We start from the raw sequence: 12,560 nt of genomic DNA on the forward strand, positions 1-12,560 counted from the left end.
CCGCCGCCGGGCAGCCCTCCGGCAATCGATCGCCGGATGTTCGCCACCACCGGCATACCGGACCGAACCTCGGTGTGATTCGCCTCACTCGGGGTTTGCGCTGCCCCGTGAGGGGAGAGGTCGCCGATCACATGTGGCCGCCCCGACTCGCCGATGCGAGCACCGGTTTCGGTGAAACCCGGTCCCTGGCTTGCCGATATCACCCGTTGCCGACGGTACTGCGGCCGTGGTGAGGGCCACAGCCCGGAAGTGGCCGGGTATCGCATCCAACCGGTAGTAAGGACCGTGCGGGTCGGGGCGTCAGTTCCCGAGGTCTCCTCCGGGGCCCGGGCGAAATCACGAGAATCTCGCTCGCCATCGCGAGTCGAGAGTATGGAATGGACGAGAGATCTATGCGTGTAGCAACGATGCGGCAATCCCGCCGGCTCCGCGGCGGGCTCATGTCGACGGCCGCGATCGCGGCGGTGTTGTCGGCCGCTATCGCGGGGACGAGTGCCCTGATCGCCGCACCGGCGAGTGCCGAACCGCTCGGCAGCGGATCCAGCCAGGGCTCGATCGTGGATCCGGCGCCCCAGCCGAACTTCGCACCGCCGAACATCAACATCGCCGACGGCGAGACCGTCGGCGTGGCCCAGCCGATCATCATCACCTTCGACGAGCCGATCGCCGATCGGGCCGCCGCCGAGCGCGCCATCGACATCACCTCGACGAACTCCGCGCCCGGCCACTTCTACTGGTTCGGCGACCGGCAGGTGCGCTGGCGCCCGGATCAGTTCTGGCCGGCGAACACCGATGTGCTGGTGAAGGCGGGCGGCACCACCAGCTCGTTCCATATCGGTGATGCGGTGGTGGCCACCGCCGACGACACCACCAAGACGATCACCGTCACTGTGAACGGTGAGGTGGTCAAGACCATGCCGACCTCGATGGGCAAGCCGGGCTACGAGACCCCGAACGGCACCTACATCGTGGGCGAGCGCTTCGAGCAGATGACGATGGACTCGTCGACCTACGGTGTGCCGATCGACGACCCGGAGGGCTACAAGCTCGAGGTGGAGTACGCCACTCGGATCTCCAACAGCGGCATCTTCGTGCACGCCGCCCCGTGGTCGGTGGCACAGCAGGGCGTGTCCAATGTCAGCCACGGCTGCCTGAATGTCAGCACCGCCGACGCCAAGTGGTTCCTGGAGAACACCAAGCGCGGCGACGCGGTCGTGGTCCGCAACACTGCGGGCGGCACCCTCAGTGCCGGCGACGGGCTCGGCGACTGGAACTGACCCGTACCGGGTAGCACCCCACGAACCCTGGGTACCTCCGAATCATTCGGCGGTACCCAGGGTTTCGATTTCCGGTTCGGCTACCAGATCCGGACGCGCTCCTCCGGCGCCAGATACAGGGCATCGTCCGGGGTGACATCGAATGCCTCGTGGAAGCTGTCGATATTGCGGATCACCGCATTGCAGCGGAATTCCGGCGGTGAATGCGGATCGATCGCGAGCCGGCGGATCGCCTCCTCGGGCCGGGCCTTGGTGCGCCACACCTGCGCCCAGCCGTAGAAAACCCGCTGCAGGCCGGTGAGACCGTCGATCTCGGGCGGCTCGGCACCGTCCAGCGAGATCTTGTACGCCTCCAGCGCGATGGACAGTCCGCCCAGGTCGCCGATGTTCTCGCCGATGGTGAACTCACCGTTGACGGTGTGCTCATCGTCGAGGTCGGCGGGGGACAGGACGTTGTACTGGTCGATCAGCGCACGGGTGCGTTTCGTGAACTCGGCGCGGTCGGCATCGGTCCACCAGTCCTGCATATTGCCGTCGCCGTCGTATTTGGCGCCCTGATCGTCGAAACCGTGCCCGATCTCGTGCCCGATCACCGCGCCGATGCCGCCGTAGTTCGCGGCGTCGTCGGCATTCATATCGAAGAACGGCGGCTGCAGGATCGCGGCCGGGAAGACGATCTCGTTCATCCCCGGGTTGTAGTAGGCATTCACCGTCTGCGGCGTCATGAACCATTCGCCGCGGTCCACCGGCCCGCCGAGCTTGTTCAGGTCCCGGTCGTGATCGGCGGCGTAGCCGCGCCGGTAGTTGCCGACCAGATCGCCCGCGTCGATCTCGACCGCAGAGTAGTCCCGCCAGCGGTCCGGGTAGCCGATCTTCGGGGTGAACTTCTCCAGCTTGGCCAGGGCCGCGGCCCGGGTGTCCGGACCCATCCAGTCCAGTTCGGCGATGTTGCGCCGGTACGCCTCCTGCAGGTTCTCCACCAGCTGCACCATCCGGGCCTTCGCCTCCGGCGGGAAATGCCGTGCCACATAGAGCTTTCCGACCGCTTCGCCGAGCAGGTCCTGGACCAGCGAGACGCCGCGCTTCCAGCGTTCCCGGTTCTCCTGGGCGCCGGTCAGCGTGCGGCCGTAGAACTCGAAGTTCTGCGCGACGACCTCGTCGGTCAGCAACGGCGCACGGGTGCTGAGCACCTGCCACATGGCCCAGGCCTGCCAATCGGCGCGGGGCAGGTCGGCCCAGGCCCGCGCAAAGGTCGCCAGGTAGTCGGGCTGGCGGGCGATGAACTCGGCGAACAGCTCGGGGCCCGACCGGTCCACACCGGCCGCGAGTGCCTCGGTCCAGGCGGTCCAGTCGAACTCCGGGTGGCGTTCGGTCAGCTCGGCGAAGGTGGTCGGGTTGTAGCCGCGCTCGGCGTCGCGACGGGCCACCACATCCCAGTGACCGGCTGCCAGGGCGCGTTCAAGCTCGAACACCCGGGTACCGATACCGTCCCGTTCCGGGAGCAGTCCGGTCACCGCCGGATCGGCGGCCGCCAGCTCGAACATCCGATCGATGTGCGCGATATAGGCGTCCCGGATCTCGGCGAAGTCGTCGGAGCGGTAGTAGGACTCGTCGGGCAGGCCGATCCCGGACTGCACCGCCTGCACCAGATAGCGCGACGAGTCCTTGTCGTCGGTGTCGATGTAGTAACCCACCGCACCGCCCACCCCGGTCCGCTGCAGCCGTCCCAGCAGGGCGGCGAAATCACTCGCATCCCCCACCTCGGCGATGGCCCGCAGCTCCTCGGCGATCGGGGTCAGGCCGGCCGCAGCCACCGTCTCGGTGTCGGTGAAGCTACGGAAGAGGTCACCGATGCGCCGCGCGTCCGGATCGGCGCCGGCGTCGGCCGCGCATTCCTCGATGATCCGGCGGACATCGCGTTCCGCCTGGTCGTAGAGGGTGCGGAAGGCTCCGTCGACCGCGCGGTCGGCCGGGATCTCGTACCCGGTCAGCCACTGGCCGTTCACATGCGCGAACAGGTCGTCCTGAGCGCGCACGCCGGAGTCGAGGTAGGTCAGATCGATACCGGAAGGTCTGGTCAGCTCGGAGGTCACGCAACCCAGTATGCCGGGTACCGCGCGGCCGCCGCCGGGATCCGCCGGGACGGCTCCGTGCCGGCCGCCGAGGCCCGGCCGAACGGCCGTGGCACCCCGCCGACGAAGCCGGATCAGCGGGCGACGATCAGCGGCACGAGCTGTTCGTCGGCGGTGCGCGCACCGTGATGGCCGAGCAGGGCCGATTCGAGCGGTTCACCGACCGGCCGGACCAGCACCGTGCGGTCCTGGGCGACGGCGACCAGGTCGCCGATCCGGGCCGCGATCACCGGGTCGGGTGGGGTCGGGCCGAACCAGTGTTCGTCGAGCACCTGTTCCCGGGTCGCCACCTGTGCGTGGGTGGTCAGTTCCTCGGTCCAGGCGGCGCGGACATCGGCCAGCGCGGCGGGGGATTCCAGGTAGACGTGACGGACCCGGGCCTCGCCGCCGATCAGCCGGACACCGTGATGCAGGCCGGGCCGGGCCTCCAGATCGATGATCTCGCCCGCCCGGATCATGCCATGGTCACCGGTGACGATCAGTGTGCAGGTGTCCGGCAGGTCGGTCAGCAGATCGGCCACCCAGGTGTCGATATCGCGCAGGACGGCGAGCCACTCCGGTGTTTCGGGACCGTGCAGATGGCCGGTCGAGTCCAGATCGGGATAGTAGGCATAGGCGAACCGCCTCCCGGACCCGGAATGTTCTGCGACCGAGCGGATCCCGGTCCGCAGCTGATCGAGATCGGCCGCCGGATGCAGCGTGCCCGCGGCCCGGAAGGCGGCCCGGGTCAGTCCGGAATCACCCTGGTACCCGGGGATCACATAGTGCACATCGATGCCGTGTGCGGCCAGGTCCTGCACCCGGCTGGACCTGGGCTGCACCTCTTCGGGCGGATGGGCGTCGAGCGCATCGGCACCGGTGGCCGTGTCCAGGCGCCAGCGCAGCGAATTGAGCAGTCGCGGCCCATGCGCATCCGGCACTGCGAAGCTGTAGCCGATGATGCCGTGGGTGGCGCACGGTGCACCCATCGCCAGGCTGGTCAGACTGGCCGAGGTGGTCGCCGGGAAGCCGGCGATCAGCGTGTCCGAGACATGCGCCGCCAGGGTCGGCGCGATCTCCCGATGCCGGGCCAGCAGCTCCGAACCGAGCCCGTCGATCACCAGCACCACGACATCACGATTGGGCTCGATACCCAGCAGATCGGACCCGCTCAGGCCGAACGACGCGGCAACGGACGGAAGAACATCGGCGAGTGTGTACGGCACATGGTGAATGTTGCCGGATCCGAGCCGAATCGACAGCCCGGATCACCGAATCCGGTTGCCCCGGAACAGAACGGCAGTCGTGGCCGGCCCATCCCAGGCCACGACTGCCGGAGAGCGGATGGATATCAGAGGATGGCGGGCTCGCGGTCGAATTCGTGGTCGTGGACGCCGGCGAGGAAGGCGTCCCACTCCGCATCGGTGTAGGTGAGGGTGATACCGCCGTGCTGCAGGGTAGTGCTGCCATCGGCGGTGGTTGCGGCGCGCAACGTCGGGTGGGTGCGGTGCGCACGCAGGGCGGACAGGAATTCGGTCCAGAGGTCCGCGGTGACGGTGATCATGGGCTCGTCTACGGGTAGGTTCGCCGGGTCTCGGCGGAATTTGCTGTCACGAACGAGCACCGCGTCGCCGTCGAACCGAACCTCGACGCACTGGTTACCGTTGTTGGAGCGAGTCGATTTGAACCAGCCGGATTTCACCGGCGTGCGGCTAGCGGTGGTGGCCATGTGCTGAATCTTACACGTTGGCATATCCCCTGATCAGAGCCAGAGATTCGGTACGTGACAGCGACTGCTCCAGCGCGCGGACGTAGGCGAAGCCCAGATCGCGGACCTGTTCCGGATCGTCGACGGTGCCGCCGAACACGGCACTCTCCGCCCAGGAGTAGGTAGGTAGCTGGGCGCTTGCGAAGTCGATCAGATGGAAGCTGGAACCCCCCAGCACCGCACCTCCCGGCGCCGTGAACGGGATGACGCGCACATCCACTGTGTCCAGTTCGGTGAGCAGTTCGGCGAGGTGACGCAGCTGCCCGGCCAGCACCTGCGGCCCACCGGTCTGCTGGTGCAGCACCGCCTCCCCGATCACGGCGGTGAGTTCCACCGGGTCGGGGCCACGCAGCCGGAGCTGGCGGCGCATCCGCAGCTCGACGAGTTGTTCCACCTGGACCGGCCGGATCATCACGTCGGAGCTGATCACCGCCCGCGCATAGGCCTCGGTCTGCAGCAACCCCGGCACGATCAGGCTGTCGTAGCTGCGGATACTCTGCGCACCGTATTCCATCCCGTACAGCCGCTGCAGATCGGCACCGATCAGTGCGGAGGAACCGGCCCACCACCCCCGTTGTTTACTCGCCTCCAGCAGGGCGACGAGTTCGGCGCGTTCCTCCGGTTCCACCTCGAGCAGATCGAGAACAGGCTCGATAGTGGTCCGGGTCAGGACCCGCCGACCCTTCTCGACATGCGACCAGTTCGCCGGGGTGAACCCGACCCGGCGGGCGAATCCGGCCGAATCGAATCCGCGCTGCTCCCGGAGCTCCCGCAGGCGCAGCACCAGCTCCCACTGCGCGGCGGTCGGTGAGACGGGTGCCATGCCCGCACAGCGTACGCCCACGATCTCGCCGATTCGGCTGCGAACACGCCAGCAACTGACTATTGTCATCAGCGTTACACGCCGTTACCCTGAGAAAATCGGTGGTGTTGGCCAGATATCTTTCTGAACAATCCGCCGTTATCGAAAAGTTTCCTGCTCTACCGGTTCGAGTACCAAGCTTTCCCAGGATCTGCAGCGAATACACAGCTACATCCAGTCTTGTTCACCCTTTCGAGCGACCTGCAAGCAATCGCTACGCCGGAAAGAGACGAGGTCGTGATGAGCACGTCGCGAACGGAGGCCGGCGGGTATACCGCGGCCGAAGAGTTCACGGCCACCCAGGACGCGGTAGCCCGCTGCCGCTCGTATCGCAAGAACCACGGCCTGTACGGCGTCGTCGACCCCGCACTCGGCCGGATCATGCTCGAGATCGGCGCCGTGGGGGCGGTGGTGATGCCGGCCCGGCTGGGCGAACGGGTCCGGTCCCGGATCACCGCCGACCGGCCCGGATGCGGGCCGATCATCGCGCACCCCCGCTCGGCCCGCTGGACCTTCCTGACCGGCCCGACCGACAACTCCTATCTGGATACGGAGCTGTTCGCCGAACTCTTCCGGGTATGTGCTGCGGTCGCCCTGCCGGGCAGCCAGATCGTGCTGCCCTCACCGGCGGACGAACGCAGCGGCTACCGCAGCTGGATACACCATCCGGAAAGCGACTACCGGCCGGACTTCGCCGAGGTCGTCGCGGCCACCCGGGCCGGCGCCCGGATGAGCGCACCGGTCAGGGACCCGGCTCCGGAGTAGGGGTCAGCTCGGATTCCAGGGTGTCGGCGAATTCGTCGTTGCACCGGTCGAGCGCGTCCTGATCGCCGCCGGCATCGAGCAGGCAGCTCAGATAGTCACCGCCGCCGACCTCGGTGAACAGATTCCACATGTACAGCGAGACCACGATTCCGAGCACCCCCAGCCCGATGCCCAGCCATGCGAACACGGCGCCGTCTGCCGTCCCGGCCCGGACCTTGTAGACCGCACCGATCCCCACCAGGATCGCGGCCAGTCCGAACAGGACGCCACCGACGACGGTCAGCCCCGCCGGCACCGCCACTATGCCGAGGACCAGGGCGATGATCGCCATCCGCTTGGTGGCCGCCGACCGATACTCCACCGGCACCGGGGAGGCCGCATCGTCCGTGGCCGGTCCGGGATACCGGATCGGCGGGGGCGGCGGCAGCGAATCGCCGGCTTCGGAGGCCCCGGCACCGGAGGACCGCGGTGAAGCGGCGGCACCCGGCAGCTGGGCCCCCGACCTCGACTCGTCAGCGGTGGTGGCCGCGGACTCATCGGTCGTGGCCGCAGACCCGGACTCGGGGGCTGCACCACCGCCATCGAGATCGTCCGGCACCGATTCGGGCTCCACCTCCTCGTCCAGGGCCGAGTCGTCTCGCGCCGGCTCGGCAGGTCGCATCGCAGCCGGCGGTGGTCGGCGCCTGGTCGGCGGTGGCTCGATCTCCGCCGAGCCGGATTCGGCACGGGAGGCCTGCGGCTCGGACTGTTCGGGCTCGGGCACTCCCCGGGCGGGAGGTTCGGAACGATCCGGCATCTGCGACCCCTTTCGGTCCACGGCGCGACGACCGGTCGGTGACGGGCGGGACCGTCAGGGCGTGGGTGTCGGTGTGACACTCAACTGCGACGTGACACTGAACTGCGACTCCAGCGTCCGGTTGAACTCCGACGCGCACTGGTCGACGCCGGCCTGATCGGTCGCCTCGTTCACGCAGTCCAAGTAGTCCCGGCCGCCGACCTCCTCGAAGGCGTTCCAGACCAGCAGGCCGAACAGGATCCCGGCAGCGGCGCCGATCACGCCCAGCGCGATCCCGAATCCGGCCATCACCGGCCCGCCCGCGGTGCCGGACCTCACCTTGATCGCGGCGATCACGCCGAACACGATCGCCAGCAGGCCGAACAGGATGCCGCCGACCAGCGTCCAGAAGCTGAGCACCGCCAGGATGCCGAGCACGAGTGCGGTGATCGCCAGCCCCTTACCCGGCTGCCGCGGCGGCATCTGCCCGTACATCGGCGGATACTCCCCGTACGGCGGGTTGTTCGGTGGATACGACATCGCACTCCCTCCTCCAGCGGTCGAGCGACCGCTACGGTTGCCCGGGTTCGATCAGGCACCACCGAGCCTGGCGTGCATCTCCCACACCAGAACTTCGGCTGGGCCGGCGGCCCGTACCCGTTGTCCCCCGGACCGGGTCATCCGGACTGCATCCCCCTCGTAGAGGGTGCCGACATCTTCCATCTCGACTTCCCCGCGCGCAACGAATACGTGCAGGTACGGCGCGTCGGGCAGCTGGACGGTTTCGCCGTCCAGCCGGGCCACATGGAAAGCGGCATGGCTGGAGTTGATCGAGATGGCGCTGCGGTCCCGATACCGGGGAAGCCCGGAAGCGACGGTCACGAGGCCACCGCGGGCCAGCTCGTCGTCGATCTCGAGCTGCTGGTAGCCGGGGGTGAGGTCCGGTTCGTCGGGCACGACCCACATCTGCACGAAGTGCACCGGTTCGTCCGGTTCGGCCACCCGGTCGGCAGGCCGCCACGAGTCGTTGCGTTCGGAGTGCAGGATGCCGGTACCGGCGCTCATCCGCTGCGCCAGTCCCGGGTAGACGACGCCACTGTGGCCGAGCGAATCCTGGTGCACCAGACTGCCTTCCAGCACCCAGGTGACGATCTCCATGTCCTGGTGCGGATGGGTGTCGAAGCCCTGGCCGGGCAGCACGATGTCCTCGTTGTTCACCAGCAGCAACCCGTGATGGGTGTTGTCCGGATCGTAGTGTTCGCCGAACGAGAAGGAATGCTTGGAATCCAGCCACGAGATCCGGGTCTTCATTCGATCGCCGCCGCGGTGGACGTCGATATGAGGTGTCGTCGCTGTGGACACCGCGTCCTCCTCTCGGGCCCTCGACCGCTCGATCCTCGGCACCGCCCGCCTGTCCTCCTGCTTACCGGACGGTGCTGCATTCCGGATTTTACGCGAGCATCCGGCGCATGAACGCCAGGCAACCACACCCTGACCTGTCCGGGGCGTGTCCACCCGGCCCGGCGAGGCGTCGGTACGACCACGGCCCGGACCACTGCCGGGCGGTAGCCTCGGCACGTGTCGACTGGTCGCTCCGATGGTTCCACCCCGGCGAACGAGCGGCCGGTATCGCTGCGGCATCTGTTCCGCGACCTCCGCCTCGTGGTGCGGGAGAACGCGCAGATGCCCCGGCTGGCCGTGCTGCGCCTGACCGGGCAGTTCGGTGACGGCATGTTCCAGGCGGCACTGTCCGGCGCGATCCTGTTCAACCCGGAGCGCGAAACCGAACCGCTCGCGATTGCCGCGGGATTCGCGGTGCTACTGCTGCCGTATTCACTGATCGGGCCGTATGCCGGGGCGCTGCTGGACCGCTGGGACCGCCGCAACGTCCTGCTCGTCGCCAATATCGCCCGGGCGATTCTCATCGCCTGCGCGGCGGCGGTGCTGGCCGCCGGAATCGAGGCGACCCCGCTGCTGCTCCTGGCTCTCGCCACCGTCGGGATCAGCCGGTTCGTGCTGGCGGGCGCGTCGGCGGCGCTGCCGAAAGTGCTCGCCCAGCGCTGGCTGGTGCCGATGAACTCACTGCTGGCGACGGTGGCCTCGGCCTGTGCCGGGATCGGTGCGGCCACCGCGGTCACGGTGATCGCGGTCCTCGGTGCCGGAGACACGGCCTCGGCGATCGCGGTGGGGCTCAGCGCGATCGCTTCGATCGTGGGGGCGGTGCTGGCCGCGGGCTACCGCCCGCATGTGCTGGGGCCGGACCGCGGATCCGCCGATCGGGTCGGCACGATCCGGGCCATCGCCACCGGCCTGTACAACGGGGCCCGGGCGGTCTGGTCGTCGGTGCAGGTGACCACGGCGATGATCGGGATCGGCGCCCATCGCATCGTATTCGGCATCGACACCCTGATCATGGTGCTGGTGCTGCGGCAGCCCGAGGCCGGCACCGGATTCAGCGGCGGACTGGTCGGGTTCGGCGTGGCGATCACCGCAGTGGCGGCCGGCATGCTGCTCGCCGCGGTGTTGACCCCGCTGATCGTGCCGCGGCTGGGCCGGCCGCGAACCGTGCTGGCCGGGCTGGTCCTGGCGGTCGTGGTGCAGCTGACACTGGTCACCCCGATCGCGGTGAGCGCGGCCACCGGGCCCGGTAACCATGCGCATCGGCTGCTGCTCGCCGGTGCCTTCCTGCTCGGACTGGCCGGGCAGACGATCAAACTCACCGGTGATGCCAGCATGCAGATCGACATCGACGACGCCCGCCGGGGCCAGGTATTCGCCCTGCAGGACACGGTCTTCAATATCGCCTTCGTCGCGGCGATCGCGGCCACTGCCTTCGCGATTCCGGCCGACGGCCGTTCGCTGCTCGCGGTGCTCGCCGGCGGCGGCGTGTACCTACTGGCCATCGCCGCGGTGGCGGCGAACAGCCGGCGGCGGTCGGCGCGGTGATCCGGACCGGCTATCCACCGGCCGGGCGGCCCACCTGGTGCGCCCAGGTGCCGCGGCCGTCCGGATCGGTGAAGAAGGCATCCAGGACGCCGTCGTCGTCCAGGTCGAGCGCGGCGATATCGGCCACACCGTCACCGTCGGCATCCCACAGCGCATCGTCGATCCAGCCGTCGCCGTCGAAATCCAGGGCGACCGCGTCCGGGCCGTCGAGGCCGCCCAGATCGAGGTCGGCCGAACTCGACCACTGATGCGGAGCGCCGGTGCCGGTACCGAAGCAATACTCGATCTCGTTCATATCGATAGTCGACGCACCCCGGCGCCCAACGGTTCCGCTGCGGCAGCACGCCCGGAGCACCGATCTCGCCCGATCCGGGCGAATCTGCGCCGAAACACCCGTAATCGCACGAACCATCGCCTCCGCTGGGCGTACCTTGTGAGCCCATGCAGCGTTCGATCGACCGAGTCGCTTGTCGACCACAGTTGCGCCGTACCCCGGGGTGGTCGCGGTGACCGTCGGCATCCCGCAGCAGCGGACGTTGCTGCTCACCGCCGCACTGGCCGGCAGCCTGCTGGTGCCCACCGCGGAGGCGCGGACGGCACCGCTGCCGTGGGCGCCACCGCCGGTGAACGCCTGCGGTGAGACCGGTTTCGACCCGCGCAGCCGCGAACCGGACCCGGACGCTGGGCCAGCGCCGATTCTGCCGCCCCGGATCGACATTCCGATCCCGATCCCGAAACCCACCCCGGTCCCGGTGCCGGCTCCGCCGCACGACAACACCAGAATCGATCCGGCGCCGCTGCCACAAGACCCGTGCCGCAATCCGTGCCCGGAGGTCCGCGACGCCGAACCCGATCCGGTATCCGACACCGCCGGGGGCTCGGGCTCGGTGGCCCTGCCGCACATCGAGATCCGCCCGGAGATCGAGCCCATCCCGATCCCGGTGCCCGGTGGCCCCGGGGAACCGCCCCAGCCGGCGCCGCCGGAGGTCGTCCATCCGGCCGAACCCGGACCGGCCGGAGCTGCCCCCGCGCTCCGGGAGGTGGTCTCGGTGGAACTGGTCGAACAACTCACCGGCCCCGGTTCGGCCAACCGCACCGATATGCGCTGGCAGGTGGACGGTACCGATCTCGGGGTGATGTGGGAGACCGAGCCCGGCAAGGTCGCCGTGGTCTTCGGGGACACCTTCGGCAAGGGCTGGCAGCCCGGTGGCGCCGGTCCCGAGGACGCCGACTGGCGGTCGAACGTACTGGCGTTCAGTTCCGACCGGGACCTGGCCGACGGCTTGACCATCGACACCATGGTGCAGGACAGCCCGTGCCATGCGGCCGAACTGCTGGGCAGCCGAAAGATCAAGAACTGGGAGACCACCACCATCCCCACCTCCGGGTTCGCGATCGGTGACCGGCAGTACCTCAGCTATATGTCGGTGAACCGGTGGAGCCGGATCCCCGGCCTGTGGACCACCAACTACGGCGGGCTGGCCTGGTCCGACGACGGCGGGCAGACCTGGACCAAGGATCAGCACGCCCGCTGGGACAACCTCTTCGGCCTGGGCCGCTTCCAGGTGGCAGCGATGGTGCCGCACGGCGACTACGTGTACATGTTCGGCACCCCGAACGGGCGCATCGGCGTGATCGGCCTGGCCCGGGTACCGAAGGCAGAGGTCCGGAACAAATCCGCCTACCAGTACTGGGTGGGCGGCACCTGGGCACCCGCCGCCGAGAACCTGGCCACACCGCTGGTGCCGGGTATCGCCAGCGAACTCTCGGTGCGCTTCGACGCGGACACCGGCCAGTGGCAGATGGTGTACCTGGATTCGGCGCAGGGCGCCATCGTGCTGCGGACCGCCACCGAACCGCAGGGAATCTGGACCGATACGGTGCCGCTGGTCTCCACCGCCGACTATCCCGCCGCCTACGGTGGCTTCATCCATCCCTGGTCCACCGGCTCCGACCTGTACTTCACGCTGTCGGCATGGGAGAGCTACAACGTCTACCTGATGCGCGCCCGGCTGGGCCGGTGAAACCGCGCAGGGGCCGGGCACCGGTATTCTCA

The 12,560-nt window shown here is 68.6% G+C and carries 12 protein-coding genes; 4 read left to right on the forward strand and 8 right to left on the reverse strand.

All coding sequences use genetic code 11. From position 1 onward, the window contains the following. Positions 1-392: 392 nt before the first annotated feature. The gene (locus AC1HFH_RS01300; protein WP_480245599.1) at positions 393-1,277 is read left to right on the forward strand and encodes a L,D-transpeptidase; all 885 of its coding nucleotides are present in this window, start codon (positions 393-395) and stop codon (positions 1,275-1,277) included. Positions 1,278-1,357: 80 nt separating this feature from the next. On the opposite strand, the gene AC1HFH_RS01305 is transcribed toward AC1HFH_RS01300, so the two are convergent. The 4 genes from AC1HFH_RS01305 to AC1HFH_RS01320 all read right to left on the reverse strand — a co-directional run bounded on the left by AC1HFH_RS01305 (position 1,358) and on the right by AC1HFH_RS01320 (position 5,979). Next, complete coding sequence (locus tag AC1HFH_RS01305) at positions 1,358-3,379, reverse strand: M13 family metallopeptidase (RefSeq protein WP_480248001.1); 2,022 nt, start codon at positions 3,377-3,379, stop codon at positions 1,358-1,360. 104 nt (positions 3,380-3,483) lie between these two features. Continuing rightward, positions 3,484-4,614, reverse strand: a complete 1,131-nt coding sequence (locus AC1HFH_RS01310; RefSeq protein ID WP_480245600.1) for an alkaline phosphatase family protein — start codon at positions 4,612-4,614, stop codon at positions 3,484-3,486. 125 nt (positions 4,615-4,739) lie between these two features. Continuing rightward, positions 4,740-5,117, reverse strand: coding sequence for a DUF397 domain-containing protein (locus AC1HFH_RS01315; protein WP_480245601.1), 378 nt, complete (start codon positions 5,115-5,117; stop codon positions 4,740-4,742). Between the two features lie 10 nt (positions 5,118-5,127). After that, positions 5,128-5,979 (reverse strand): helix-turn-helix domain-containing protein, encoded by an 852-nt coding sequence (locus tag AC1HFH_RS01320; RefSeq protein ID WP_480245602.1) that lies wholly within the window; start codon positions 5,977-5,979, stop codon positions 5,128-5,130. A gap of 279 nt (positions 5,980-6,258) precedes the next feature. On the opposite strand from AC1HFH_RS01320, the gene AC1HFH_RS01325 reads away from it, so the two are divergent. Next, on the forward strand, positions 6,259-6,783 hold the full coding sequence (locus AC1HFH_RS01325; RefSeq protein ID WP_480245603.1) for a hypothetical protein: 525 nt from the start codon (positions 6,259-6,261) through the stop codon (positions 6,781-6,783). Here the strand turns inward: AC1HFH_RS01325 and AC1HFH_RS01330 are convergent. The 3 genes from AC1HFH_RS01330 to AC1HFH_RS01340 are packed head-to-tail and all read right to left on the reverse strand — an operon-like array spanning position 6,761 to position 8,920. Then, complete coding sequence (locus AC1HFH_RS01330) at positions 6,761-7,579, reverse strand: DUF4190 domain-containing protein (protein ID WP_480245604.1); 819 nt, start codon at positions 7,577-7,579, stop codon at positions 6,761-6,763. The genes AC1HFH_RS01325 and AC1HFH_RS01330 overlap by 23 nt on opposite strands. Before the next feature lie 54 nt (positions 7,580-7,633). Then, the gene (locus tag AC1HFH_RS01335) at positions 7,634-8,098 is read right to left on the reverse strand and encodes a DUF4190 domain-containing protein (RefSeq protein ID WP_480245605.1); all 465 of its coding nucleotides are present in this window, start codon (positions 8,096-8,098) and stop codon (positions 7,634-7,636) included. A gap of 51 nt (positions 8,099-8,149) precedes the next feature. Beyond that, positions 8,150-8,920, reverse strand: a complete 771-nt coding sequence (locus tag AC1HFH_RS01340) for a pirin family protein (protein ID WP_480245606.1) — start codon at positions 8,918-8,920, stop codon at positions 8,150-8,152. Positions 8,921-9,241: 321 nt separating this feature from the next. Between AC1HFH_RS01340 and AC1HFH_RS01345 the strand changes: the two genes are divergently transcribed. Continuing rightward, entirely contained in the window at positions 9,242-10,504 is a 1,263-nt protein-coding gene (locus tag AC1HFH_RS01345; RefSeq protein ID WP_480248002.1) for an MFS transporter, read from the forward strand. Between the two features lie 10 nt (positions 10,505-10,514). Here AC1HFH_RS01345 and AC1HFH_RS01350 read toward each other — a convergent pair whose 3' ends face one another. Next, entirely contained in the window at positions 10,515-10,799 is a 285-nt protein-coding gene (locus AC1HFH_RS01350; protein ID WP_480245607.1) for a hypothetical protein, read from the reverse strand. Between the two features lie 211 nt (positions 10,800-11,010). On the opposite strand from AC1HFH_RS01350, the gene AC1HFH_RS01355 reads away from it, so the two are divergent. Next, positions 11,011-12,528 carry a DUF4185 domain-containing protein gene (locus AC1HFH_RS01355; RefSeq protein WP_480248003.1) on the forward strand — a complete coding sequence of 506 codons (1,518 nt, stop codon included), beginning with the start codon at positions 11,011-11,013 and terminating at the stop codon, positions 12,526-12,528. The last annotated feature ends 32 nt before the right edge of the window (positions 12,529-12,560 follow it).

Source organism: Nocardia sp. KT25-26 (genome assembly GCF_056627695.1).

What these genes read in the sequence shown, in the direction of transcription:
- AC1HFH_RS01315 (WP_480245601.1), bottom strand. Translation starts at nt 5,117, where the DNA reads ATGGCCACCACCGCTAGCCGCACGCCGGTGAAATCCGGCTGGTTCAAA.
- AC1HFH_RS01335 (WP_480245605.1), bottom strand. Translation starts at nt 8,098, where the DNA reads ATGTCGTATCCACCGAACAACCCGCCGTACGGGGAGTATCCGCCGATG.
- AC1HFH_RS01300 (WP_480245599.1), top strand. Translation starts at nt 393, where the DNA reads ATGCGTGTAGCAACGATGCGGCAATCCCGCCGGCTCCGCGGCGGGCTC.
- AC1HFH_RS01320 (WP_480245602.1), bottom strand. Translation starts at nt 5,979, where the DNA reads ATGGCACCCGTCTCACCGACCGCCGCGCAGTGGGAGCTGGTGCTGCGC.
- AC1HFH_RS01345 (WP_480248002.1), top strand. Translation starts at nt 9,242, where the DNA reads ATGCCCCGGCTGGCCGTGCTGCGCCTGACCGGGCAGTTCGGTGACGGC.
- AC1HFH_RS01330 (WP_480245604.1), bottom strand. Translation starts at nt 7,579, where the DNA reads ATGCCGGATCGTTCCGAACCTCCCGCCCGGGGAGTGCCCGAGCCCGAA.
- AC1HFH_RS01350 (WP_480245607.1), bottom strand. Translation starts at nt 10,799, where the DNA reads ATGAACGAGATCGAGTATTGCTTCGGTACCGGCACCGGCGCTCCGCAT.
- AC1HFH_RS01325 (WP_480245603.1), top strand. Translation starts at nt 6,259, where the DNA reads ATGAGCACGTCGCGAACGGAGGCCGGCGGGTATACCGCGGCCGAAGAG.